Source organism: Micromonospora chokoriensis, assembly GCF_900091505.1.
Classification (GTDB): domain Bacteria; phylum Actinomycetota; class Actinomycetes; order Mycobacteriales; family Micromonosporaceae; genus Micromonospora; species Micromonospora chokoriensis.
The window spans coordinates 6,855,990-6,881,454 of the sequence record NZ_LT607409.1 but is presented as its reverse complement, the minus strand read 5'-3'; the positions used below and the strand labels follow the sequence as shown (position 1 = coordinate 6,881,454).

The 25,465-nt window shown below is 72.2% G+C and carries 18 protein-coding genes; 13 read left to right on the top strand and 5 right to left on the bottom strand.

Annotated features, from left to right (window positions below):
* Positions 1–72 precede the first annotated feature (72 nt).
* From GA0070612_RS31130 to GA0070612_RS31110, 5 genes are all read left to right on the top strand, one after another.
* The gene (locus tag GA0070612_RS31130; RefSeq protein ID WP_088991153.1) at positions 73–1,248 is read left to right on the top strand and encodes a cysteine desulfurase family protein; all 1,176 of its coding nucleotides are present in this window, start codon (positions 73–75) and stop codon (positions 1,246–1,248) included.
* Positions 1,249–1,444: 196 nt separating this feature from the next.
* Positions 1,445–2,518 (top strand): tRNA 2-thiouridine(34) synthase MnmA, encoded by a 1,074-nt coding sequence (gene mnmA / locus GA0070612_RS31125; protein ID WP_088991152.1) that lies wholly within the window; start codon positions 1,445–1,447, stop codon positions 2,516–2,518.
* A gap of 38 nt (positions 2,519–2,556) precedes the next feature.
* Positions 2,557–3,561, top strand: a complete 1,005-nt coding sequence (locus GA0070612_RS31120; RefSeq protein ID WP_088991151.1) for a uroporphyrinogen decarboxylase/cobalamine-independent methonine synthase family protein — start codon at positions 2,557–2,559, stop codon at positions 3,559–3,561.
* Positions 3,562–3,597: 36 nt separating this feature from the next.
* Positions 3,598–3,963 carry a VOC family protein gene (locus GA0070612_RS31115; protein WP_197699274.1) on the top strand — a complete coding sequence of 122 codons (366 nt, stop codon included), beginning with the start codon at positions 3,598–3,600 and terminating at the stop codon, positions 3,961–3,963.
* A gap of 30 nt (positions 3,964–3,993) precedes the next feature.
* Positions 3,994–5,004 (top strand): ADP-ribosylglycohydrolase family protein, encoded by a 1,011-nt coding sequence (locus GA0070612_RS31110; RefSeq protein WP_408630597.1) that lies wholly within the window; start codon positions 3,994–3,996, stop codon positions 5,002–5,004.
* Positions 5,005–5,604: 600 nt separating this feature from the next.
* On the opposite strand, the gene GA0070612_RS31105 is transcribed toward GA0070612_RS31110, so the two are convergent.
* Positions 5,605–6,159: a type II toxin-antitoxin system PemK/MazF family toxin gene (locus GA0070612_RS31105; RefSeq protein ID WP_088991148.1), complete on the bottom strand. Its 555-nt coding sequence runs from the start codon at positions 6,157–6,159 to the stop codon at positions 5,605–5,607.
* Positions 6,160–6,703: 544 nt separating this feature from the next.
* Between GA0070612_RS31105 and ligA the strand changes: the two genes are divergently transcribed.
* The 6 genes from ligA (at position 6,704) to GA0070612_RS31075 (ending at position 15,803) form a co-directional block, all read left to right on the top strand.
* A complete protein-coding gene (gene ligA / locus GA0070612_RS31100) occupies positions 6,704–8,839 on the top strand; it encodes an NAD-dependent DNA ligase LigA (protein ID WP_088991886.1) in 2,136 nt (711 codons plus the stop codon).
* A 180-nt stretch (positions 8,840–9,019) separates the two neighbouring features.
* Complete coding sequence (locus GA0070612_RS31095; RefSeq protein WP_088991885.1) at positions 9,020–11,773, top strand: GGDEF domain-containing phosphodiesterase; 2,754 nt, start codon at positions 9,020–9,022, stop codon at positions 11,771–11,773.
* A gap of 140 nt (positions 11,774–11,913) precedes the next feature.
* Positions 11,914–12,219, top strand: coding sequence for an Asp-tRNA(Asn)/Glu-tRNA(Gln) amidotransferase subunit GatC (gatC, locus tag GA0070612_RS31090; protein WP_088991147.1), 306 nt, complete (start codon positions 11,914–11,916; stop codon positions 12,217–12,219).
* 76 nt (positions 12,220–12,295) lie between these two features.
* A complete protein-coding gene (gene gatA, locus GA0070612_RS31085) occupies positions 12,296–13,771 on the top strand; it encodes an Asp-tRNA(Asn)/Glu-tRNA(Gln) amidotransferase subunit GatA (protein WP_088991146.1) in 1,476 nt (491 codons plus the stop codon).
* Between the two features lie 11 nt (positions 13,772–13,782).
* A complete protein-coding gene (locus tag GA0070612_RS31080) occupies positions 13,783–15,174 on the top strand; it encodes an AAA family ATPase (protein WP_088991145.1) in 1,392 nt (463 codons plus the stop codon).
* Positions 15,174–15,803: a DUF4276 family protein gene (locus tag GA0070612_RS31075; RefSeq protein WP_088991144.1), complete on the top strand. Its 630-nt coding sequence runs from the start codon at positions 15,174–15,176 to the stop codon at positions 15,801–15,803. Before GA0070612_RS31080 ends, GA0070612_RS31075 begins: the two co-directional genes overlap by 1 nt.
* On the opposite strand, the gene GA0070612_RS31070 is transcribed toward GA0070612_RS31075, so the two are convergent.
* Positions 15,788–16,381, bottom strand: coding sequence for a hypothetical protein (locus GA0070612_RS31070; protein ID WP_157742649.1), 594 nt, complete (start codon positions 16,379–16,381; stop codon positions 15,788–15,790). The genes GA0070612_RS31075 and GA0070612_RS31070 overlap by 16 nt on opposite strands.
* Positions 16,382–16,598: 217 nt before the next feature.
* On the opposite strand from GA0070612_RS31070, the gene gatB reads away from it, so the two are divergent.
* Both gatB and GA0070612_RS31060 read left to right on the top strand, forming a co-directional pair.
* A complete protein-coding gene (gene gatB, locus GA0070612_RS31065) occupies positions 16,599–18,098 on the top strand; it encodes an Asp-tRNA(Asn)/Glu-tRNA(Gln) amidotransferase subunit GatB (protein ID WP_088991142.1) in 1,500 nt (499 codons plus the stop codon).
* Positions 18,099–18,211: 113 nt separating this feature from the next.
* Positions 18,212–20,569 (top strand): transketolase-like TK C-terminal-containing protein, encoded by a 2,358-nt coding sequence (locus GA0070612_RS31060; protein ID WP_088991141.1) that lies wholly within the window; start codon positions 18,212–18,214, stop codon positions 20,567–20,569.
* An 11-nt stretch (positions 20,570–20,580) separates the two neighbouring features.
* Here the strand turns inward: GA0070612_RS31060 and GA0070612_RS31055 are convergent, their stop codons facing one another.
* From GA0070612_RS31055 to GA0070612_RS31045, 3 genes are all read right to left on the bottom strand, one after another.
* On the bottom strand, positions 20,581–22,161 hold the full coding sequence (locus tag GA0070612_RS31055) for a metallophosphoesterase (protein ID WP_088991140.1): 1,581 nt from the start codon (positions 22,159–22,161) through the stop codon (positions 20,581–20,583).
* A gap of 61 nt (positions 22,162–22,222) precedes the next feature.
* A complete protein-coding gene (locus GA0070612_RS31050; RefSeq protein ID WP_088991139.1) occupies positions 22,223–23,395 on the bottom strand; it encodes a PQQ-dependent sugar dehydrogenase in 1,173 nt (390 codons plus the stop codon).
* 91 nt (positions 23,396–23,486) lie between these two features.
* On the bottom strand, positions 23,487–25,304 hold the full coding sequence (locus GA0070612_RS31045) for a SpoIIE family protein phosphatase (protein ID WP_088991138.1): 1,818 nt from the start codon (positions 25,302–25,304) through the stop codon (positions 23,487–23,489).
* Positions 25,305–25,465: the final 161 nt, after the last annotated feature.

Here is a 25,465-nt window from a genome sequence, read left to right as displayed (position 1 = left end):
CCCACCCCGGCACGTGGCGTTCAGCCCCTCCGGCATCCGGCCCCCGACGTGTCGGCCGTACGCTGAACGGTGATGGCTTACCTGGATCACGCGGCGACGACTCCGATGCTCGACGAGGCACTGGAGGCGTACGTCGCTACCGCCCGCGAGGTCGGCAACGCGTCCTCCCTGCACGCGTCGGGCCGCCGTGCCCGCCGCCGGGTCGAAGAGTCGCGTGAACGGGTGGCCGCGGTGCTGGGCGCACGGCCGTCCGAGGTGATCTTCACCGGTGGTGGCACCGAAAGTGACAACCTCGCGGTCAAGGGCATCTTCTGGGCTCGCCGGGATGCCGGCGCCGACCGCCGCCGGGTGGTCTCCAGCGCCGTCGAGCACCACGCCGTGCTGGACGCGGTCGACTGGCTGGCGCAGCACGAGGGCGCCGACGTCGGCCTGCTCCCGGTGGACGCCGTCGGTCGGCTCGACCCGGAGGACCTGCGCGCCGAGTTGTCCGCGCACGCCGACCGGGTGGCGGTCATCACCGCGATGTGGGCGAACAACGAGGTGGGCACCGTCCAACCGGTCGCCGAGCTGGCCGCCGTCGCCGCCGAACACGGTGTGCCGTTCCACACCGACGCCATCCAGGCGGTCGGTCAGGTGCCCGTCGACTTCGCCGCCAGCGGGGTAGCCGCGCTGACCGTCACCGGGCACAAGCTCGGCGGCCCGGCCGGGGTGGGCGCGCTGCTGCTGGCCCGGGACGTGGCGGCCACGCCGCTGCTGCACGGCGGCGGCCAGGAACGTGACATCCGCTCCGGCACCCTGGACACCGCAGGCATCGTCGCCTTCGCGGTCGCCGTCGAGGCGGCGGTGAAGGGCCAGCAGGAGTACGCGGCCCGGGTGGCCGCACTCCGCGACGACCTGATCGAGCGGGTACGCCGGGCGGTGCCCGAGGTGATCTACAACGGTGACCCGGTCGACCGGCTGCCCGGCAACGCGCACTTCTCCTTCCCGGGCTCCGAGGGCGACGCGCTGCTCCTGCTGCTCGATGCGCAGGGGATCGCCTGCTCGACGGGTTCGGCCTGCTCAGCGGGGGTGGCCCAGCCGTCGCACGTACTCCTGGCGATGGGCGCCGACGACGACCGCGCCCGTTCCTCGCTGCGGTTCTCCCTGGGCCACACGAGCACCCAGGCCGACGTCGACGCCGTCGTGGCGGCCCTACCGGCAGCAGTCGAGCGAGCCCGCCGAGCAGCAGCCCTCCGAACCCCCCGCTAACCCGCCCCGCCCCCGCCCCCGCCCCGCCCCGCCCCGCCCCCGCCCCGTCCCGCCCCCAACCCCGTCGATCATGGAGTTGTGGTGGGTGACAAAAGGTGCCTTCTCGGCGTCTCCGGGCACCACAACTCCATGATCGACGGGGTTGGGAGGCGGGTGGATAGGGTTGTTCCTGGGAACGGGGAAGGGGAGTGGACGGGTGAGGGTTCTGGCGGCGATGTCGGGCGGGGTTGACTCGGCCGTGGCGGCGGCGCGGGCGGTGGAGGCCGGGCACGACGTGACGGGCGTACACCTGGCGCTGGCCCGCAACCCACAGACCTATCGGACCGGGGCGCGCGGCTGCTGCACCCTGGAGGATTCCCGCGACGCCCGCCGGGCCGCCGACGTGATCGGCATCCCCTTCTACGTGTGGGACATGGCCGACCGCTTCCACGAGGACGTGGTGGACGACTTCGTCGCCGAGTACGCGGCCGGTCGCACGCCGAACCCCTGCCTGCGGTGCAACGAGAAGATCAAGTTTGCGGCGGTGCTGGACCGGGCGGTGGCGCTGGGCTTCGACGCGGTGGTGACCGGGCACCACGCCCGGCTCGGCCCCGACGGGCTGCTGCGACGCAGTGTCGACGTGGCGAAGGACCAGTCGTACGTGCTGGCCGTGCTCACCCGCGAGCAGCTGGACCGGTCGATCTTCCCGCTGGGTGACTCGACCAAGGCGCAGGTCCGCGCGGAAGCCGCCGAGCGTGGCCTGGCGGTCGCCGACAAGCCCGACTCGCACGACATCTGCTTCATCGCCGACGGCGACACCCGTGGCTTCCTCGCCGGCCGGCTCGGCGAGGCGCCCGGCGACGTGGTGGACGCGAGCACCGGCGCGGTGGTCGGCAGCCACACCGGCGCGTACGCGTACACCGTGGGGCAGCGTCGCGGGCTGCACCTGGACCGGCCCGCCCCGGACGGCCGGCCGCGCTACGTGCTCTCCATCACCCCGAAGACCAACACGGTGACCGTCGGCCCGGCCGAGGCGTTGGAGGTGTCCGAGGTCCGTGCCGTTCGTCCGGTCTGGACCGGCGGCGCGCTTCCGGACTCTCCGGTGGAGTGCGAGGTGCAGTTGCGCGCGCACGGCAGCGTGGTGCCCGCCACGGTCGCCCTCGACGGTGACCTGCTGCACGCCGAGCTGCGCCAGCCGGTACGCGGCGTCGCCGCCGGTCAGGCCCTTGTCGCGTACCGGCCGGACCCGGCCGGTGACGTGGTCCTCGGCTCGGCGACCATCACCGGCTGACCGCACGGCCCGGGTGCCGGCGGGATAGCCTGTCGGCCGTGACAGATCAGGCGTGGCCCTGGCCGGCGGGCTCGGCAACCGGCATCGGCTCGCTGCCCGGCACCGACATCGGCGAGGCCCAGCGGGTGGTCCTCGGTGAGCTTCCCGACCTGCCCCACCTGCCCGAACTGCCGGCCCGTGGCCCCGGTGCGGACCTGATCGGCCGTTCCGCCGGCCTGCTGGTCGACCTGCCCGTCGAGGTGTACGCCGGCCGGTGGCGGGTCGCCCCGCGCCCGGGCCGCGACCTGCGCCGGGCCCTCGACCTGATGGAACGCGACCTGGACCAGCTCGCCGAGCAGGCCGAGGAGTACGCCGGGCCGATCAAGGTGCAGACCGCCGGGCCGCTCACGCTTGCCGCCTCCCTGGAGCTGCCGATCGGCGGCCGACTGTTGCGCGACGCCGGCGCGGTCCGCGATCTGACCGGTTCCCTCGCCGAGGGGCTGCGCGCCCACGTCGCGGCGGTGGCCCGGCGGGTGCCCCGGGCGTCGGTGCTGCTCCAGGTGGACGAACCGTCGCTGCCGGCCGTGCTGGCCGGGCGGGTGCCGACCGAGAGCGGGTTCGGCGCGTACCGGGCGGTCGAGTCGGTGGACGCCGCCGCGCTGCTGCGTACTGTCGTCGAGGCGGTCGGCGTACCGACGCTCGTGCACTGCTGCGCCCCGGACGTACCGCTGGAGCTGATCCGCTCCACCGGCGCCGACGCGGTCGCCCTCGACCTGGACCTCGTCAACGACCTGGACCCGCTGGGCGAGGCGGTCGACGCCGGCCTCGGGTTGCTGGCCGGGGCCGCGCCGACCCGGCCGCCGTCGGCCGGTCGCGCTCCGACCTCCGCGCAGATCGCCGATCGGGTACGCCAGCTCTGGGACCGCCTCGGCTTCCCCCGCCGGCAGCTCGCCCAGCAGGTGGTGGTCACTCCCGCCTGCGGTCTCGCCGGTGCCACCCCGGAGTACGCGCGGGCGGTGCTCGCGGCCTGTCGGGACGCCGGCCGGCGGCTCGCCGAGGTCTGAGGTTTCCTGTCGTACCCGCTGGGCAGGATGACGGTCATGATTGGACAGCTGCGTTCAGTGGTGATCGACTGCCCGGATCCACGGGCGCTGGCGGCGTTCTACGCCGAGCTGCTCGGCGTGCCTCTCGCCGAGGGTGAGACGGACGACGACTGGGTGGTGCTGGGTGGCCCGCCCGGTCACCAGCCGCGTCTCGCCTTCCAGCAGGCGCTCAACCTGCGGCCACCGGCCTGGCCGGACCCGGAGCGCCCTCAGCAGTTCCACCTGGATGTGACGGTGGACGACATCGAGTCCGCGGAGAAGGCGGCGCTCGCGCTCGGTGCCCGGCGACTGCCCGGCGAGGGCGAGGGTTTCCGGGTGTACGCCGATCCGGCCGGCCACCCGTTCTGTCTCTGCTGGGACTGACCTCGGCACGGGTTGCGGCGGCCGGGCATGATGGCCGCCGTGATCCACAATCCCGCGCTGCGCGCCTCCGGTTCGCTCTACGGCCTCGCCTACGGTGACGCGCTGGGTAAGCCGACCGAGTTCCTGACCGTCGCCGAGATCGAGCACCGCTACGGTCCGGCAGGCCCCCGCGAGCTGTCCGGCGAGCCGGCCCTGGTCACCGACGACACCCAGATGGCGCTCGCGGTCGGCTGGGCGCTGCGCGAAGCGCCGTCGTTGACGCCGGAGGCGGTGGAGCCGCTGCTGCGACAGCGCTTCCTGGCTTGGGCGGTCAGCCCGGACAACAACCGCGCCCCGGGCATGACCTGCCTGCGTGCCTGCGCCGAGCTGAGCCGTGGGGTGCGTTGGCAGGAAGCGACAGTGGCCGGGTCCAAGGGCTGCGGGGCCAACATGCGGGTCACCCCGGTCGGCCTGCTCGACGTCGACCTGGACACGCTGGCCGGGCTCGCCCAGCTGCAGGCCGGGCTGACCCACGGTCACCCGACAGGGCTGGCCGCCAGCGAGCTGACCGCGTACGCGGTCTTCGCGCTCCGCGCGGGAGCCACACTGCCCGAGGTGCCCGCGCTGCTCATCGAGCGGGCGCGGTCCCAGCGCCTGGTCTACCGGGAGCAGTGGCTGGGTGACCTGTGGCAGCGCCCCGGTTCGCGAGCTCCCGAGGAGTTCATCGCCCAGGGCTGGGACGAGTGCCTGGTGGCGCTGGGCCGACTGGTCGACGCGCTCGGGCGACCGGACGACGGCGGCGACCCGTGCCGGGCCACCGGAGAAGGCTGGGTCGCCGAGGAGGCGCTGGCCACCGCGCTGCTCTGCGCCGTACGGCACGCCGACGACCCGGTCACCGCCCTGGCCCGGGGCGCGACCACCGCCGGCGACTCCGACTCGATCGCCGCCCTGGCCGGCGCGTTCGTGGGCGCGGCGCTCGGGATGGCCGCCTGGCCGACCGAATGGGCGGACCGCATCGAGTACGCCGACCAGCTCGCCACCCTCGGCTCGACCTGGGACTGACCCGCCGCGTGCCGGGTCTGCCCGGCTGGACCGTGTGCCGGGTCCGCGTGTCGGGTCCGTGTGCCCGGCTTGTGTGTCGGGTCTGCGTGCCGGGTCCGTGTGCCCGGCCTGTGTGTCGGGTCTGCGTGCCGGGTCCGTGTGCCCAGCTTGCGTGCCGGGTCCGTGTGTGGGGCCCGCCTGCCCGGCTTGTGTGTCGGGTCCGTGTGCCGGGTCCGTGTGCCCGGCCTGTGTGTCGGGTCCGTGTGTCGGGTCTGCGGACGGGGCCTGCCTGCTCGGCCGGCGTGCCGGGTCGGTCTGTCTGATCGGCGGGCGGGGTCAGCCCGCCCGGTCGGCGTGCTGGGCCTGTGTGTCGGGTCCGCGTGCCGGGTCGGTCTTGCCTGATCGGCGGGCGAGGTCAGCCTGCCCGGTGGGCGCCTGTGATCGACTCGGGTTTCACAAAGTCGGGGCATCGCGGGGCCGGTGATGGCGCGTTTTTCAGGAACCCGAGTGGATCAGGCCCTCAGAGTCCGGGCTGGTGCGACAGGGCGGTCGATGCGGCTCGGTGATCGGCGCGACGTGATGGCCGGGGCGACCGGGCAGCGGGGGTCAGGCGGTGGGTGGTCAGGCGGTGGGCAGGTGCCGCAGGCTGCGGACCTTCTTCCACAGGTCGGCGTCGCAGCGGCCGGCGTGGTCGGCGAAGGCGGCCGAGCTGAGGCGGACCGGCTCGGTCAGGCTGAGGTAGCTGTCGTGCTCCGCGCCGGGGTCCCAGTCCCGGGTGGGGATCCGCACGTGGTCGTCCCGGTCGCTCTTGTCCTGGCTGGTGATCTTCAGGACGTCGGCGCCCCGGGAGTCGGCGCGAAGCACCAGGCAGGGGCGCACCTTCGATCCGGTGCCGTCGGCGTACGGCACGTCGGCCCACCAGATCTCGCCGGGCGCCGGGGCGTCGTGCCGGTCGGAGTCACGCGGGCGCGGCTTGGCCGGCCGGTCGGTGTTGCGCGGTCGCGGCGGAGCCGGACGCCGACCACCGGCGCGGTCCGGGGCGGTGCGGTCCGGGGCGGTGCGGTCCGGGCGGGTGCCCGGAGGGCGGGTCGACACCCGGTGCCGCCAGCTGTTCCACGCCCAACCGGCAGCAACCGCCAGCAGGATCGCCACCGCCCAGAGCAGTGCCTCGGGCATCCGTACCTCCGCCTTCCGGCGACCCCGAGGGCCGCACCGTCCGGCGATCCTCGCACGCTGCCGGCGGTGCCGCCCGCCAACAACGCCGCAGCGTGCTGTTGTCGGTGCTGCCTGTGAACGACGCGGCAGCGTGCCGTTGTCGGTGCCGCCTGCCAACAAACGCCCAACGCGCCGTCGTCGGTGCCGGCGGCCGGTCCTGGCTCGGTGATCGACTCCAGGGCGGCGATGTGGGGGTGTCGGGGCGGTGGGAAGGCACCACGTCGCCGATATGGAGTCGACCGAGGGAAGCGGGTGAGGGAGGCGATCACGGGAGGCGGGTGAGGGAGGCGATCACGGGAGGCGGGTGAGGGAGGCGATCACGGGAGGCGGGTGAGGAAGGCGATCACGGGAGGCGGGTGCGGGAGTCGATCACCGGGCCAGCACGGAAGGCGGGTGAGGGCGGCATCGCTTCCGGCGCGGGCGGACGCCGGATTGTCCCACCGGCCCGATACCGTGCCGGAGTAGCGTGATCAGGGAGGTCGCAGGCGTGTCCGAAGGTGGCGGTGTGTCCGAGGAGCAGATCGGTCAGCAGGTCAGCCCGGCTCAGGAGGCGGCGGCCGGGGCGGAGCCCACGCCGCAGGCCCGGGAGCGGCACGCCACGCTCAGCCAGGAGCTGACCGAGCACCAGTACCGCTATTACGTGTTGGACTCGCCGACCATCACCGACGCCGAGTTCGACAAGCAGTTGCGCGAGCTGGAGGCCTTGGAGGCGGAGTTCCCGGCGCTGCGGACGCCCGACTCACCGACCCAACGGGTCGGTGGCACGTTCTCCACCGACTTCACCCCGGTCACCCACGCCGAGCGGATGCTGTCGCTCGACAACGCGTTCGCCGACGAGGAGTTGGCGGCGTGGGCCGAGCGGGTCGAGCGGGACGCCGGTGGCGCGGTGCCCTACCTGTGCGAGTTGAAGGTCGACGGGCTGGCGATCAACCTGACCTACGAGAAGGGTCGGCTGGTCCGTGCGGCCACCCGGGGCGACGGCCGCACCGGCGAGGACGTCACCGCCAACGTGCGCAGCATCCGCGACGTGCCCGGCCAGCTCACCGCGTCGGCCGAGTTCCCGGACGTTCCCGAGCTGGTGGAGGTCCGGGGCGAGATCTACTTCCCGGTCGCCGCGTTCGCCGACCTCAACGCAGGCCTGGTGGAGCAGGGCAAGGCACCGTTCGCCAACCCCCGCAACGCCGCCGCGGGCAGCCTCCGGCAGAAGGACCCACGGATCACCGCCTCCCGACCGCTGCGCCTGGTGGTGCACGGCATCGGCGCCCGCCGGGGGTTCCAGCCCACCGCCCAGTCCGAGTCGTACGCGGCGCTGAAGGCGTGGGGGCTGCCGACCAGCGACCGGTGGCGGGTCGTCAGGGATCTGGCCGGCGTGGCGGAATACATCGCCTACTACGCCGAGCACCGGCACGACGTCGAGCACGAGATCGACGGGGTCGTGGTCAAGGTCGACCCGGTGTCCATCCAGGGTCGGCTGGGCTCGACCAGTCGCGCGCCGCGGTGGGCGATCGCCTTCAAGTACCCGCCGGAGGAGGTCACCACCAAGCTGCTCGACATCGACGTCAACGTGGGGCGCACCGGTCGGGTCACCCCGTTCGCCGTGCTCGAACCGGTGCGGGTCGCCGGCTCGACGGTCGCGCTGGCCACCCTGCACAACGCCCGGGAGGTCGAACGCAAGGGCGTGTTCATCGGCGACACGGTGGTGCTGCGCAAGGCCGGTGACGTGATCCCCGAGGTGCTCGGCCCGGTGATCGACCTGCGGCCCGCCGACGCCCGGCCGTTCGTCATGCCGACCACCTGCCCGGCGTGCGGCACTCCGCTCGCGCCGGCGAAGGAGGGCGACATCGACATCCGCTGCCCCAACACCCGCAGCTGTCCGGCACAGCTGCGCGAGCGGGTGTTCCACCTCGCCGGGCGCGGCGCGTTCGATATCGAGGTGCTCGGTTACAAGGGCGCGGCGGCCCTGTTGGACGCGGACGTCATCGCCGACGAGGGCGACCTGTTCCAGCTCGACGCCGAGCAGTTGTCCCGGTCCCCGTTCTTCGTCAACAAGGACGGCACGCTGGGCAGCAACGCGGTCAAGTTGTTGGACAATCTGGCGGTCGCCCGGGAGCGCGACCTGTGGCGGGTGTTGGTGGCGCTCTCCATCCGCCATGTCGGCCCCACCGCCGCCCAGGCGCTCGCCCGGCACTTCCGCTCGATGGAGGCCATCGACGCGGCCAGCGAGGACGAGCTGTCCTCCGTCGACGGGGTCGGGCCGACCATCGCGGCCAGCATCCGCGAGTGGTTCGCCGTGGACTGGCACCGGGAGGTCGTCCGCAAGTGGGCCGAGGCGGGCGTACGGATGGCGGAGGAGGCGGTCGACGAGGGCCCCCGCCCGTTGGAAGGGCTGACAGTGGTGGTGACCGGCACACTGGCCGGCTTCTCCCGGGACCAGGCCGCCGAGGCCGTGCAGAGCCGGGGCGGCAAGCTCAGCGGCTCGGTCTCCAAGAAGACGAGCTTCGTGGTCGTGGGGGACAACCCCGGGTCCAAGGCCGACAAGGCGGCGAGCCTCAAGGTGCCGGTGCTGGACGAGGACGGGTTCCGGCTGCTGCTGGACGCGGGCCCCGACGCCGCGCGGGAGGTCGCCCAGCTCGGCGAGTGATGTCGCCCAGTTCGGCGAGTGATTCGGACGGCACGGTTGCGGAGACGACTGGCGGCGTATACCAACTTAATTACGACTACGACCGATTCGTGACTGTCATACCGGGAAATCGGGGGCCGGGGGCGTTTCATTGGGTCACGGCGTACCGCAGCGGCACGCCGACGGTCGTCGGGAGGTGTGGTGGAGGCCGCCGATCCACGCAACTCGCTCCCACCGGGGCGGGCGACGCCGTTCGCCACCTTCGTCGTCGGCATCCTGGTGGTCGCCGCGCTGACCGCCGCCGTGCCGCTGGCGCAGCTTCCCGCCGAGGTCTCCGGGCTGCCGGTGGCGTTCTGGACGATGGCCGTGCTCGCTGTGGTCTGCGACGCCCGGCCGTTCGTCCCGCCGGGGCGTCGGCAGACCTCGGCCGTGTTCCCGTCCACCTGCTTCACCTTCGCGATCCTGCTCGGCTGGGGCCTCGGGCCCGCAGTGGCGGTTCAGGCGGTCGGGGTGATCGTCTCCGGCTGGCGGATGCGACACGCGGCCTGGCGGACCGCGTTCAACGTCGGCCAGTACGCGTGCGCCCTCGCCGCCGCGTACGGGGTGATCCAGCTCGGCTCGGGCACCATCTTCTCCGGTGGTCGTCTGCACTGGACCGACGTGGCCGCTGTCGGTGGTGCCACGCTGGCGTGGTTCGTCGTCAACTACGGGCTGGTCAGCTGGGCGGTGCGGTTGCGTTTCGGCGACCGGTGGTGGCCGACCCTCCGCCAGGGCCTCGGTTTCGAGTTGCTCTCCACCGGTTCGCTGTTGCTGCTCGCCCCGGTGCTGGTCGCCGCAGCCCGGGTCAGCGCGGCGTTGATCCCGCTGGTGCTGGTGCCGTTGTTCGCGGTCTACCGGATGGCCCGGTTGACCGTCGAGCAGCAGCACCTCGCCGCCGCCGACCCGCTGACCGGGCTGCCCAACCGGAAGGCGCTGCTGGCCGAGGTGGCCGAGCAGGTGCACCTGCACGCCGAGCGGACCGCCCGAGGCGAGCCCGACGGTCAACTGGCCCTGCTCCTGATCGACCTGGACCGGTTCAAGAACGTCAACGACGCTCTCGGTCACGCCGTGGGCGACCGGCTCCTGGTCGAGGTGAGCGCCCGTCTCGCCGACGTGCAGCCCCGCCCGGAGATGATCGCCCGTCTCGGCGGCGACGAGTTCGCCATCGTGATGACCGGCCTCACCGACGTCCGCCAGGCACGGGAGTTGGCCGACCAGGTGGTCCAGGCGTTGGCCGAGCCGGTGCCACTCGACGGGCTGCCGTTGGACGTCGGCGGTTCGATCGGGATCGCGCTCTTTCCGGAACACGGCGAGGACTTCGCCACGTTGATGCGCCACGCGGACGTAGCGATGTACGACGCCAAGCACCGTAACGACACGGTGGCCGTCTACGCCCCCGAGTCCGACCACAACTCCGCCGAGCGACTCGGCCTCCTCGCCGACCTGCGCCGGGTGCTGGAATCCGGCTCGTCGACGGACGAGCCGTTGGCCGTCGAGCGGGAGGGCCAGGTCACCGGGCCGTTGGCCGTCGAGCGGGAGGGCCAGGTCACCGGGCCGTTGGCCGTCGAGCGGGAGGGCCAGGTCACCGAGCCGTTGGCCGCCGAGCTGGCGGTGCACGGTTACGGCGATGTGCTGGCCGATCAGGTCGACGGGAACGGCCGGGACGTCCTGCCGAACGACGCCGAGCGGTTCGACGTACCCCTGGGCACGAAGGCCGAGGTGCGCGGCGGTGACGGGGCGGCGCTGCCCCTCGGGTCCCCGGCCGAGCCCGCACCACACGCGGAGCCGGCATCGGCGGTCGCCACCGCGTCGCCGGACGGTCCCCGCTGGTGGGGGCGTCGTCGGCGCAACGACGCCGAGATGGTGCACGCCGACGAGCTGATCAACCGGATCGCCACCGGGGCCGACCCGATCCGGGGCCGAAGCTCCCGCGCCTCGGTCGCCGGCACCCGCTCGGGCCCGGCCCGGGAACGACGCGCCGCGGTGGCGAACGGCCGCCGGTCGCCGAACGGCGGCGCGCTGCCTGCGAGGGGCAACGGTGGCCCCTGGCCGAGGCATGACGCCGGAACGGGCACGTCGGGGCAGCAGGCGGGAGCGACCGGGTGGGCGCACGCGGATGGGGACGCGCCCGACGACGCCGGGGACATCACGATGTACTACCAGCCGCAGATCGCCATCGCGACCGGTGAGGTGGTCGGCGTCGAGGCCCTGCTGCGGTGGCGGCACCCGCGCCGGGGCATGGTCGACCCGGAGGAGCTCATCCGGGTCGCCGAGCAGAGCGCGGTGATGCGGCTCCTCACCCGTCGGGTCGTCAACGACGTCGTGGAGCAACTCGCCACGTGGTCGGCGGCCGGCATCAGCCTGCGCGCGGCGCTGAACGTGAGCGTGCGCGACCTGCACACCGGTGAGATCGCCGACCAGATCGCCGACCGGTTGGCCCGTCACCAGGTGCCGGCCGAGCGGCTCCAGGTGGAGATCACCGAAGGCGCCCTGATGGCCGACCCCCGCCGGGTGCTGGCCACCATCTCCCATCTGCACCGGATCGGCGTGGCCATCTCGTTGGACGACTTCGGCACCGGCTACTCCTCCCTTCAGCATCTGCGCCGGTTGCCGCTGTCCGAGGTGAAGGTGGACAGGTCGTTCGTGCTCGGCATGGCCGACGACGCCGACGACGCGGCGATCGTCCGGTCGATGATCGAGCTGGCCGGCGCGTTGGGTCTGCGGGTGGTCGCCGAGGGCGTCGAGGACGAGCGGACCTGGCGGATGTTGCACGCCGCCGGCTGCGACGCCGCGCAGGGCTGGTTCTACGCCCGGCCCATGCCCGCCGAGGAACTGGTCACCTGGCTGGTCCGGTACCGGCCGGTGCGCCCGAGCGGCCCCCCGCAGTCGGACACCGGTCGTCGGCCCACCCGCTGACCCGGCTGCTTCCGGGAGGGGGAGTCGGGGACGCGGCACCAGAGCGGAACAATAGACTCGCTCCGGTCACCGCGCGTCACGCTCCACCCGCCGCGCGGCAGGCACACCGCCGACCAGCAGGACATCAGAAGGGGGCACGGATGGCCGCCATCTCCCGCGAGGAGGTCGCGCACCTGGCGCGCCTGTCGCGGCTCGCCGTCACCGAGGAGGAGCTGGACACGTTCGCCGGCCAGCTCGACGTGATCCTCCAGGCAGTCGCCCAGGTCGGCGAGGTCGCCGCCGCGGACATCCCGCCGACCTCGCACTCGGTGCCGCTGACCAACGTCTTCCGCGAGGACGTCGTCACGCCGTGCCTGACCCCGCAGGAGGCGCTCTCGGGCGCACCCGACGCCGAGGACCAGCGGTTCCGCGTGCCGCGGATCCTGAGCGAGGACGTGGCTTCATGAGCGAGCGGCAGCGAGTGAATCATCGGTGCAGCGCTGTGGTGCCTCATGGCGTCGCGGAGCGAAGCGGAGTGACGGCATGAGTGATTTGATCAAGATGACGGCGTCGGAGATCGCTTCCCTGGTCGCCGGGGGCGAGACTTCCGCCGTCGAGGTGACCCAGGCCCACCTGGACCGGATCGCCGCCGTCGACGACCGGGTGCACGCCTTCCTGCACGTCGACTCCGACGGCGCGCTCGCCGCGGCCCGTGCGGTGGACGAGCGCCGGGCGGCTGGCGAGGAGTTGGGCCCGCTCGCGGGTGTGCCGGTCGCGGTGAAGGACGTGCTCGCCACCCGGGGCGTGCCGACCACGGTGGGGTCGAAGATCCTGGAGGGTTGGCGCCCGCCGTACGACGCGACGATCGTGCAGCGTCTGCGCGAGGCCGGCACGGTGATGCTCGGCAAGACCAACATGGACGAGTTCGCCATGGGGTCCTCCACCGAATACTCGGCGTACGGCCCGACGCACAACCCGTGGGACCTGACCCGGATCCCGGGCGGCTCGGGTGGTGGCAGCGCTGCCGCGCTGGCCGCGTACGAGGCGCCGCTGGCGATCGGCTCGGACACCGGCGGCTCGATCCGCCAGCCCGGCGCGGTGACCGGCACGGTGGGCGCGAAGCCCACCTACGGCGGCACCTCCCGCTACGGGCTGGTCGCCTTCTCGTCGTCGCTGGACACTCCCGGCCCGTGCGCCCGGAACGTGCTCGACGCGGCCCTGCTGCACCACGTGATCGGCGGGCACGACCCCCGGGACTCGACCTCGATCCCGCAGCCGGTGCCGGACGTGGTGGCGGCGGCGAAGCTCGGCGCGACCGGTGACCTGACCGGCGTACGTCTCGGCATCGTCAGCGAGTTCGTCGGCGAGGGTGCCGAGCCGGGTGTGATGACCGCGTTCCGCGAGTCGGTGGACGCGCTCGCGAAGATGGGCGCGGAGATCGTCGAGGTGTCCTGCCCGACGTTCGCGTACGCGCTGCCGGCGTACTACCTGATCGCCCCGAGCGAGTGCTCCTCCAACCTGGCCCGGTTCGACGGCGTCCGGTTCGGCCTGCGGGTCGGCGACGACGGCAACCGGTCGCTGGAGGAGGTCATGTCGCTGACCCGGGAGGCCGGCTTCGGCCCGGAGGTCAAGCGCCGCATCATGATCGGCACGTACGCGCTGTCGTCGGGTTACTACGACGCGTACTACGGGCAGGCGCAGAAGGTCCGGACGCTCATCACGCGGGACTTCACCGCCGCGTTCGAGCAGGTCGACGCCCTGATCTCGCCGACCACCCCGTCGGTGGCGTTCCCGCTGGGCGCGCGGACCGCCGACCCGTACCAGATGTACCTGGCCGACCTGTACACGATTCCGACCAACCTGTACGGCGGGCCGGGCATCTCGGTGCCCTGTGGGCTCTCCGACGGGTTGCCGGTCGGTCTGCAGGTGATGGCCCCGACCATGGCCGACGACCGGATGTACCGGGTGGCCGCCGCGCTGGAGTCCGCCATCGGCACCTTCACCCCACCGGCGCTCTGAGGGCGGGCGGGATGCTGACGCGGATCGAGATCGACGGATTCAAGTCTTTCCGTGATTTTTCGTTGGACATCCCGCCCTTCCTCGTGATCATCGGACGGAATGCGGCAGGCAAGTCAAACCTGTTCGACGCCATCCAGTTCCTCGGTCGACTGGCCGGCGACCCGGTCCTCGAAGCGGCTCAACACATGCGTGGCGACATCGTGGACCTCTTTCACAAGCACACCGACGGATCCTCGGTCGAGGTGATGTCGTTCGCCGTGGAAGTGCTGCTGGACAGATCGGTCACCGACGCGTTCGGCGACACGGCCGAAGTCAATCATTCGCGACTTCGCTACGAGTTGACGCTTGAACTCAGGTCGACCGGTCACAGCGGGACGCAGCGGCCGTATGTCGTCCGTGAGGCAGTTCGGAGAATCCGGCGGGCCGACGACACCTGGGTCGTTCGGTTCGACGCCGAGCAGCGTAAGCGGTTGGCGGCCTACCGCACGGGTGCCGATCCGTTGGAGACGGAGCAGGACGAGCAGAACCGGCCTGTCTTCAGCATCAGGCAGCAGGGCAATCAGGGGCGTAAGCGTCGCCTTCCCGCGACGGCTGCCACTGCAACCGTTCTGTCCAGTCTGACCACGGCGACAGACTTCCCGCTGCTGTACGCGCTCAAGCGAGAGATGCAGTCGTGGCGTCTGCTGCACCTGGATCCCAGCGCGTTGCGCGCCCCTGATTCCTACGATGACCCCGACGGCCTCGCCGCTAATGGAGGTCACCTGGCCAACACGCTGCGGCGGTTGGCGGATGAGACCGGCAGTGACGACAGGCCGGAAGGGGCGCTGAACGACCTGTCCGCCGACCTGGCCGCCGTCATCCCGGGTGTCATCCGGGTTCGCCTCGCTGAGGATGAAGCCCGCCGGCAGCGGCAGGTGGAAGTGCTGACCCGAGAGGAAGCGCCATTCTCGGCCAGGGTGGCCTCGGACGGCACCCTCCGGGCGATCGCCCTCCTGGCGGCACTGTACGACCCGAGGGGCGCCGGTCTCATCTGTTTCGAAGAGCCTGAGAACGGCATCTTTCCGCAACGGCTGGCGCAGTTCGTCAGGTACCTCCGGAACCTCGTCGAACGGGCCATCGACGCGAAAACCGAGGGCGCTGCTCTGACCCAGCTCATCCTGAGCAGTCACTCGCCGGCGATCCTGCGGGCGTTGGAACCCGCCCAGGCCCGGACGCGGACCGACGCCGTCTTCATGGACGTTGTCAGTCGCGTCCAACGCGGCCAGGCCCGTAGTCGGGTCAGTCGGTGGAGATCGATTGCCGGGGCTCAGCAGCTTACGATCGACGACGCGTTCGATGTCGGAAGCGTGGTGAGCCCGAGGGAGATTGCCGAATTCGAGGTCATGGCGGAGTTGGACAACTGATGCGTTATCTGACCTCCGCGTTGGTCTCCGAGGGCGTCACCGATGATCAGTTTCTTCCCAGGTTGCTTGCCAGGGCGTTGACCGAGATCTGCTTGACCGAATTTGAGGACGCGGTCGAGGTGGCTGACATCCAGCCGTTACGCGACCGAAAAGGCCCGTGCTCGATCGCTGATGTCATCGGGCTCGTCGAGCAGAATCCGGCAAGCTTCTCTCTGATCTTCTTTCATCATGATCAGGGCGCCAATGCCGAGCGGACTGCCGCAGAGTGGCTGCGACCGCTGCGTGAGGTGTGGGGGGAGCGTGCGGAGCAACTGGTAGCAGTGGTTCCGGTGCGCGAGACGGAGGCGTGGCTTCTCGCGGATGGTGATGCACTGCGAAGTGCTCTCGGCGTCAGGTGGACCGATGCCGAGATGGGGCTTCCTGCACAGCCGCGACTGGTGGAGCGAGTGGTCGATCCCAAGAGCGCGCTCAACAGCGTGATGGGCCGGGTGAGCCGCTCAACCACCGACCACTACGGCCAACTTGGCGAGTTGGTCTCGCTGGCTCGTCTTCAGGGGGTGCCCGCGTACCAACAGTGGTGGAGTGACACATGCGATGCGCTGGTGCGCTTGGGTTACCGCTCGGCGTAGCCTGAGGTCGGGCTGGCGAGGTAGCGGCGGGCCCGCTGGGTGGTGCGCCAGTGCTGGTAGAGCAGCACAGCCCAGACCAGCGCGCCCAGCCCAGATGTCCAGCGGGTGGACGTCCGGTCGGTGCTGACGGCGTTCAGCGTCTGCAACGCCAGGACCACACCGAGGGCCCAGAACACCCACCGTCGACGTACCTGCTGCTCGGCCTCCTTGCGGGCCAGCGCGTCGACCTGCGGGTCGGTCGTCGACCCGTCGCGCAGTGCCGCCTTCACCCGCCGGCGGCTGGCCAGGTCGGCGCCGTCGGACCGAGAAGAGTTCCTCGTCATCCACGCGTTGATCAGGAGGACGACGGCGACGCCCAGCGCCGCAGTCACCAGGAGGAGCAGCAGCCGGATCAGTGGGTCGCCGGCGTCCCGTTCTCCGTCGGAGATCAGCAACCCGACGGCGAACGTGGCGGGGACGGTGGCCGCCAACAGCACCACCGCGGCCTTGGTCATCCGGCCTGAGCGCCGCCGGGCGTCCATGATCTGTCCGGCCCGCTCATCGTCCGTCGGGTCGCCCGCAGTATTCCTCCTGGTCACCGTCGTCCCCGCTCCGCACGCCACCGCCCACACCGCGACCACAGCAACGATGACCGGCCGGACCCGCACCTCTGACGCTCTCCCCGTATTCGTCATCGCCGTTCCCCACCCCGCCGTCGGCGACGCCACGCACCTCTGACGAAACCCGCCCGAGGATTGATCGGACAACCCCATTAGGCTGGACAGGTTCTGTCCGGATCGCGCCTGGAGCCGTCTCATGACCACGACACTGCCCGCGTACGACGAGGTCGTCGCGCGCTTCGAACCGGTGATCGGCCTGGAGACCCACGTCGAGCTGGGCACGAACACCAAGATGTGGTGCGGTTGCCCGACCGACTTCGGTGGCGAGCCGAACACCCGGGTCTGCCCGGTGTGCCTGGGCCTGCCCGGTTCGTTGCCGGTGGCCAACAAGGCGGCGATCGAGGCGATCATCCGGATCGGTCTGGCGTTGAACTGCTCGATCGCCGAGTGGTGCCGGTTCGCCCGGAAGAACTACTTCTACCCGGACATGCCGAAGAACTTCCAGATCAGCCAGTACGACGAGCCGATCTGCGTCGACGGTTACCTGGACGTCGAGGTGGGCGGCGAGACGGTGCGGATCGAGATCGAGCGGGTGCACCTGGAGGAGGACACCGGCAAGACGCTGCACGTCGGTGGTGCCACTGGCCGGATCCACGGCGCGACGGAGTCGTTGGTCGACTACAACCGGGCCGGCATCCCGCTGGTCGAGATCGTGACCAAGCCGATCACCGGCACCGGTGCGCTCGCCCCCGAGGTGGCCCGTGCGTACGTCGCCGAGCTGCGGGACGTGATCCGCTCCCTCGGCGTCTCGGACGTGCGGATGGAGGAGGGTTCGCTGCGGTGTGACGTGAACACGTCGCTCAACCTGCCGGGCGCGGAGTGGGGCACCCGTACCGAGACGAAGAACGTCAACTCGTTGCGGTCGGTGGAACGGGCGGTCCGTTCGGAGATGCTGCGGCAGGCGTCGGTGCTCGACGCGGGCGGTCGGATCACCCAGGAGACGCGCCACTTCCACGAGGACACCGGTGACACCACCCCGGGTCGCTCGAAGGAGACGGCGACCGACTACCGGTACTTCCCGGAGCCGGATCTGGTGCCGATCGCCCCGGACCCGGCCTGGGTCGCCGAGCTGAAGGCCGCCCTGCCGGAGCTGCCCCGGGTGCACCGGCGTCGGCTCCAGGAGCAGTGGGGTCTCTCCGACCTGGACATGCAGTCGGTGTTGAACGCGGGCGCGGTCGAGCTGATCGAGGCCACCGTGGCTGCCGGCACCACCCCTGCGGCGGCGCGCAAGTGGTGGCTGGGTGAGCTGTCCCGCCGGGCCAACGAGAGCGGCGTGGAGCTGGCCCAGATCGGCGCGACCCCCGCCCAGGTGGCCGAGCTTCAGGGGCTGGTCGACGCCGGCAAGCTCAACGACAAGATGGCCCGTACGGTGCTGGAGGGTGTGGTCGACGGTGAGGGCTCGCCCACCGAGATCATGACCAGCCGGGGCCTGGAGGTCGTGTCGGACACGGGCGCGTTGACCGCCGCCGTGGACGAGGCGATCGCCGCGAACCCCGGCATCGCCGACAAGATCCGCAGTGGCAAGGTCGCGGCGGTCGGTGCGCTGGTCGGCGCGGTCATGAAGACCACCCGTGGTCAGGCCGACGCCGCCGCCGTCCGCACGCTGATCCTGGAGCGCCTCGGCGTCCAGGGCTGAGATCCACCCGGAGTTGGCCGCCGCCGCGACCGGCGGCGGCCCTCCGTCATCCCCTGTCGACCACCCCGCACCCCTCGTGAGGGCGTCAACGGCGACGCCTGGATGGAGCCACCGTGACCCAGCACGACCTCGATGTCCTCGACGAGATCCAGCGGCGGGTGCTCTGGCTCGCCACCCGGATCGTGGACGCCGCCAACCACGACCGGGCCACCGGTGACGGTGTGAAGGTCGGCGGCCACCAGGCGTCCAGCGCCTCCCTGGTCACGGCGATGACCGCGCTGTGGTTCGCGCACCTGGACGCCGAGGACCGGGTCGCCGTCAAGCCGCACGCCTCCCCGGTGTTCCACGCCATCCAGTACCTGCTGGGCAACCTGGACCGCTCCTACCTGCCCCGGCTGCGGGCCCGTGGTGGCCTCCAGTCGTACCCGTCGCGCACCAAGGACCCGGACGCTGTGGACTTCTCCACCGGCTCGGTCGGCCTGGGCGCGGCGGCGCCGCTGTTCGCCGCCGCCACCCGGCGGTACGTCGACGCGCACTTCGGGGCCCGCCCGCACTCCCGGTTCGTGGCGCTGATCGGCGACGCCGAACTGGACGAGGGCAACATCTGGGAGGCGGTGGCCGACCCCGCCACGACCGGGCTGGGCAACGTCATGTGGCTCGTCGACTTCAACCGCCAGTCGCTGGACCGGGTGGTGCCGGGCATCCGGATCAACCAGTGGCGGGGGCAGTTCGAGGCGGCCGGCTGGCACGTCGTGGAGGTCAAGTACGGCCGTAAGCTCGCCGAGGCGTACGCCCGGCCGGGTGGCGAGGCGCTGCGCGACTGGATCGACGCGATGCCCAACGAGCAGTACCAGTCGCTGTTCGGGTTGACCGGCCCGGCCCTGCGCAAGCAGTTCCTGGACGGCGCGCCGGCCGGGATCGCCGAGCTGATCGCCGACATCACCGACGAGGACCTCGGCCCGCTCGTCACCGACCTGGGCGGGCACGACCTTCAGGCGATGCTCGACGCGTACGCCCAGTGCGACGCGGTCACCGACCGGCCCAGCGTCGTCTTCGCGTACACCGTGAAGGGTTGGGGTCTGCCCATCGCCGGCAACCCGCGCAACCATTCGGCGTTGCTCAGCACCGAGCAGGTCGCGACGCTGCGGGCCGCGCAGGGTCTCACCGCCGAGACCGAGTGGGACCGCCTCGACCCGGCGTCACCCGCCGGCATCCGGGCCGGCGCCCGCCGGGAGGCGCTGTCCCGCGCGCCCCGCGAGCGCGCGTTGGGGGTCACCGTCCCGGAGAGCACGGGAGTACGCGCCAACAAGCCGATCTCCACCCAGGAGGTCTTCGGTCGGGTGCTGGTGGACCTGGCCCGGGACCGGGAGGTGGGCCGTTACCTCGTCACCACCGCCCCTGACGTGGCGACCTCCACCAACCTCGCCGGGTTCATCAACAAGACCGGGGTGTTCGCCCCCACCGAGCAGCGTTCCTGGACCGAGGACCGGATGCTGCGCTGGACCGAGAGCCCATCCGGGCAGCACATCGAGCTGGGCATCTCGGAGATGAACCTGTTCCTGCTGCTGGGCCAGCTCGGCCTGTCCTGGGACCTGTCCGGGCAGCCGCTGCTGCCGGTGGGGACGGTCTACGACCCGTTCGTGCTGCGGGGCCTCGACGCGTTCCTGTACGGCACGTACTCCGGCTCCCGGTTCGTGGTGGCCGGCACCCCGTCCGGCATCACCCTGGCCCCCGAGGGCGGTGCCCACCAGTCCACCATCACCGCGTCGGTCGGCCTGGAGCTGCCCGGGGTGACCTTCCTCGAACCCGCGTACGCGGGCAGCCTCGACTGGTTGCTGTGCGACGCGCTCGGGCAGATCGCCGGTGGGTCGAGCCCGGCGACGACGGCCGCGCCGACCGAGGACGGGGCCTACTACTTCCGGTTGAGCACCCGCCCGCTGGACCAGGCGCCGTTCGAGGCGGCCCGGGCCCGGCTCGGCGACGCGGTCCTGCGTCGGCAGGTGGTCGCCGGGGCGTACCGGCTGGTCGACGCGCACCAGGCGTACCCGCACCTGGTCGACGCCCCGGTGGTGCAACTGGCCGCCTCCGGCGCGGTGCTGCCCGAGGTGCTGGCCGCCGCGGCGGAACTGGCCGACGAGGGCGTCGCCGCGCACGTGGTGGACGTGACGTCGCTGGACCGGCTGTACCGGGCCTGGCAGCGCACCCTGCGACAGGGTGTGCGGACGGCCACGGTGCCGAGTGTGCCGGGGGCGCTGCGGTCCGCGTTCGCCGACCGGGTGCCGGTGGTGACGGTGCACGACGCGGCGTCGCACGCGATGGCCTGGCTCGGGTCGGCGGTCGGCGCGCCGGCGGTGCCGCTCGGGGTGGACGAGTTCGGCCAGTCCGGCACCGTCGCGGAGCTGTACGAGGTGCACGACCTGCTGCCCGGCAGCATCGTCAACGCGGCGCTGGCCGCCATCGCCCTGCGCTGACCGCCCCGCCCTCAGCTCGTCGGGGTCGGTGTCGGCGTCGGGGTGCCCGAGGGCGGCGCTCCGGCGGTCGGGTTCTCCACCAGGCGTCGTTCCAGGTTGACCTGGGCCTGCCCGGTGCCGCCGACGGTGATGGTGTCGTACGCCTGGAGCATCTTCTGCTGGTCGAAGTAGAGCACGCTCATCGACAGCGGGGTGGGCTTCTCACCCTCCAGCCCGCGCAGCCCGGCACCGCCGGTCGAGCCCTCCACCATCAGCGTGGTGGGCTGCTGCCCCGGCGCCTGCGGCAGCTTGGACACCTGCCGGGCGTGGGTGTGCCCGGCCAGCACCAGCGGGCAGGTGCCGGAGAGCGGGCCGGCGGATGCCGGGTCGTGCACGAGCGCGATGTCGACCGGTCGCGGTGCGGCGCGGACCGTCGCGGCGAGGTCGATGCCGGCGCCGACCACCTGGTCGGCGACCTGCGGGGTCAGCCCGCTGCCGGCCGGTGAGGTGTTCTTGTCCGGGGTGAAGCGCGGGTCGCCGATGCCGGCGATGGTCAGGCCGGCGACGGTGGTCGTGGAGTTGTCCAGCACGATGGCGTTGGACTGCCGGGCCACCGCGGCGGCGGTCTTGTCGGAGTCGTGGTTGCCGCGGATGAAGACGTACGGCTTCTTGAGCAGGCTGATCGAACCGACGAAGGACGCCTCCGGTTCGCTGCCCCAGTCGGTGATGTCCCCGGTGTCGATCACCACGTCGATGCCGAACTGCTCCACGACGGTGCGGATCAGCTGCCAACCGGTCGGGTTGAGGTGCATGTCGGAGACGTGCAGGACCCGGGTGGTGCCCGGGGCCGGCTCGTACACCGGTAGCGCCGAGACCGTGGTGTAGAGCTGGCTGACGTTGCCGACCAGGCGTTGCAACTGTTCGGCGTACTTGGTGTAGTCGTTGGCGATCCGGCGGGCGTCACCGACGATGGCGGGCGCGTTGACCAGCAGCCCCTCGTAGCGTGGTTCCTCGATCGCCTGGGGTCGCAGGGTGGCCGCCGCCGTGCCGAGGCTGCCGGCGGTGAACAGCAGCGCCAGCCCGCCCGCCCAGGCCGTCCGCCGGGAGTTCCGGAAGACCAACCCGGCCAGGATCAGGGTGACGAGCACCGACGCGCCGAGCGTCCGCAGGCCGAGCCGCATGATGCCGGAGCGGACGTCCTCCACGGCGCTCTGGCTCGCCCGGCTGATGCTGGCCGGGTCGTCGAGCAGCGCCTCGGTGCGGCCCTGGTCGAGCGCGCCGAGCCGCACGGTGAGGTGGGTCGGCCCGTCATGGCTGTCGAGCAGCAGCGCGCCGAGCGGTGGGATGTCGACGGTGGTGCCGCCGTCGCGGGCGGGGGAGATGCTGAGGTTGGCGCGGAACGGGCCGATGTCGGTGTCCACCCGACCGCCGGCCAGCACCCCGAGCGCCGCCCCGGCCAGGGCGATGGCGAGGACGGCGCCGATCAGCCCGGTGCGCCGGAGCGGCCCGGCCAGCGTTGCCCACCGGCCGTTCGGGCGCGGCAGATCGCCGCCGGCGGCCGGGGTGTCCCGGTCGTCGGCGTCGTCGTGCGGCTGGTCGCGTTGCCCGTCCATGCTGAGATTCTGACCTGCCCGTCGGAAGATCTTGGCAAACCTGAGCGGATGGTGACGAACGTCAGCTGCGTCCGCCGTCACCGCCGGCGAAGACCACCCGCAGGAGTCGGTCGTCGTCGCCGGCCGGGTCACCCCGCCCGTCGTGGTTGGAGGTGCCCACCCAGAGCGACCCGTCCGGTGCGGCGGCGACCGCACGCAGTCGGCCGTACCGGTTGGTGAGCAGATCGGTGGGCTGGCCGAGCAGCGTACCCGTGTCGGTCAACTCCATCACCCAGAGGCGCTTGCCCCGCAGGCAACCGGCGACCAGCAGCTGGTCCGCGGCGGACAGACCGGAGCAGGACGCGTCGGAGGTCGCCCACTGCGTGATCGGGTCGGTGAAACGCTTGTCGCCGGCCCGCCCCTCGACCTCCGGCCAACCGTAGTTGCCGCCCTTGGTGATCTGGTTGATCTCGTCCCACGTGTTCTGGCCGAACTCGACGGCGTACATCCGCTTGGCCGCGTCCCAGGTGAAGCCCTGGACGTTGCGGTGGCCCAGGGACCAGACCGGGGATCCGGGGTACGGGTTGCCGGCGGAGGGTTTGCCGTCCGGTGTGATCCGGAGGATCTTGCCGCCGAGGCTCTTCACGTCCTGTGAGAGGGGTCGTTCGCCCGCGTCGCCCGTGCTGACGTAGAGCTGCCCGTCGGGGCCGAAGCCCAACCCACCGCCGTTGTGCACGTTGGCCTTGGGAATGCCGGTCAGGATCGGGGTGGGCTGACCGCCGAGTTCCAACCGGGCGACCCGGTTGTCCCGCGCGGAGGTGTAGTAGACGAAGACCGACCGGTCCTGGGCGTAGTTCGGGGAGACCGCGATGCCCAGAAGGCCGCCCTCGCCGGCCGCCGCCACGTCGGGAATCGTCTGTGCCGGCCGGACCCGCAGCCCGTCCGGCCCGGACTCCGGGCCGACCTGGAGGATCCGACCGTTGTCCCGTTCGGTGACCAGCGCGCCACCGTCGGGCAGGAAGGCGATGCCCCACGGCACGCGCAGGCCCTTGGCCAGGACTGTCGTCACCGCCTGCCGGGCCGCGCCGCCGGGGCTCGCCGACGCGGACGGCGTCGGCAGGTTGGGCGGCTCGCCGGCCCGGTCGGGCTCCGGCTCGCCGAAACTGCAACCGGAGGCGAGCAGCAGCGCCGCGCAGGACGCCGCGAGGGTCACCCGGAGGCGACGGACGCGAGGGTACGGGGGACGGGCTCTCACCCGGCCCAGGGTAGCCCGCCGGAGCGCCCGGTCGGGCCCGTCACGATCCGACGGGTGCCGGTGACCGGGCCGACGGTCCCCGGTGGACCACTCACCGTGCCCGTACGGCCAACAGCGCGGTGTCGTCCTCACGGCCGTTGACCGAGGCGAGCAGCAGGTCGCACACCTCGTCGAGGGGCAGCGTGTCGGTGCCGGTCAGTCGGCCCACCAGGTCGGCCAGTCCCTCGTCGATGGGCCGGTCCCGACGCTCGATCAGCCCGTCGGTGTAGAGCAACAGGGTGTCGCCGACGGCCAGGCTCGTCGGCCTACTGGTCCGCGGCGACGAGCGGGACAGACCGAGCAGCGGCTCCGGCGCCGCCTCCAGGACCTCCACCGCACCGCCGGCACGGACCACCACGACCGGTGGGTGCCCGGCGTTGGACCAGGTCACCTCGTGGACGCCGGCGACCTGCGGGCAGATCCGGACCAGCGTCGCGGTGGCCGCGATCGGCAGCCGCAGGCCGCGGATCGCGGCGTCCAGGTCACTCATCAGCGCCCCGACGCCGTCGGGTCGACCGAAGGCGTTGCCCCGCACCAGGTTGCGCAGCTGGCCCATGGCCGCCGCCGCCTCGATGTCGTGCCCCGCCACGTCACCGATGGTGGCGATCACGTCGCCGTCGGGCTGGACGAAGGCGTCGTACCAGTCCCCGCCCACCTCCACCTGGTCGGCGGCCGGCTGGTAGCGGGCCGTCAGCTCCAGCTCCGGCACGTTCGGCAGCTGGGGCAGCATGCTGTGTTGCAGGACCTCGGCGACGTGCCGCTGCTCGCCGTACATCGAGCTGTTGCCGACGGCCTGGCCAGCACGGCGGCCGATCTCGACCGCGGTGAGCAGGTCCCGGTCGTCGAACTGCTGACGCTCCGCGCTGTTGACGAGGGTGATCGCGCCGAGCACGGTGCCGCCGGCACCCCGCACCGGCACGCTCAGGTAGGAGGCGATGCCGAGACGAGCGGCGATCGACACCATCTCCGGGTCGGTGGTGCCCCTCGCCACGTCGGCCAGGGACGCCACGCTGCCGAGTCGGGGCTGGCCGGTGCGGAGGACCGACCGGATGATCGACGTCGGGCTCAGACCGGTGCGCAGCAGCTCACCGAAGCGTTCGACGTCGGCGGTGCGGGCCGGGTCGTGGTGCACCGAGACCACCTCGCGGGGCCTGCCGGTCGGCCCGACCACGGTGAGCAGGCACCAGTCGGCCAGCGGCGGCACCATGCTGGCGGCGAGCCGGCGCAACGCGGTGCCCACGTCGAGTGTGTCGGCGAGCGTCTCGCTCACTCCCGCCACCAGCTCCAACCGGTCGTGCGCCTGCACGACCCGCCGCTGTGCCTCCCGCGCGCCGTCGAGGGCGATCCGCAGCCGCAGCTCCGACGAGCACGCGGCGGCCAGGTCGGCCAGCGTCCGCAGTTGGGCGCTCGTCCACGCGCGGGGCTTGTTGTCGATGGCGCACAGCGAGCCGAGCACCCGGCCGGAGAGGTCGGTGAGCGGCATCCCGGCGTACGCCACCACGCCGAGGTCGTCGATGGCCAGATTGTCCCGGACACGCGGGTAGAGCCGGGCGTCCGGCAGCACCATCGGCACCTCGATGTCCACGACGTGCTGGCAGAACGAGTGGCTCAGCGGGGTCTGCCGGCGCTGCGACCAGGGCTCCGGCAACCCGACCGCGCCCGGAAAGAACTGCCGGTCGGCGGAGACCAGGGAGACCAGCGCCACCGGTACGTCCAGCAGGTCGCTGACCAGCCGGGCGAACCTGTCGAACGCCTCGTCCGGCACGGCGTCCAGCCCGGTGTCGTGGAGCGCACGCAGTCGCGCCGCGTCGCCGAGCGCCGCAGGTGGCACGCTCGAACGCCGGGCGTTGGCGGGGGAGCCGTCGGTCATCGAGCACCTGTCTGCCGGGGAGGACGACGGCCCTCCGACCTTTCGTTATACCTCTTCCCGGCCCGGATCCGACCTCGCTGTGCCGAGTCTCGCTCGCCCCGACGGCCCGCGCCAGCCCACGGGTTACCCGATCCCCGCCGCGCCCACACGGGCCGCCGCGT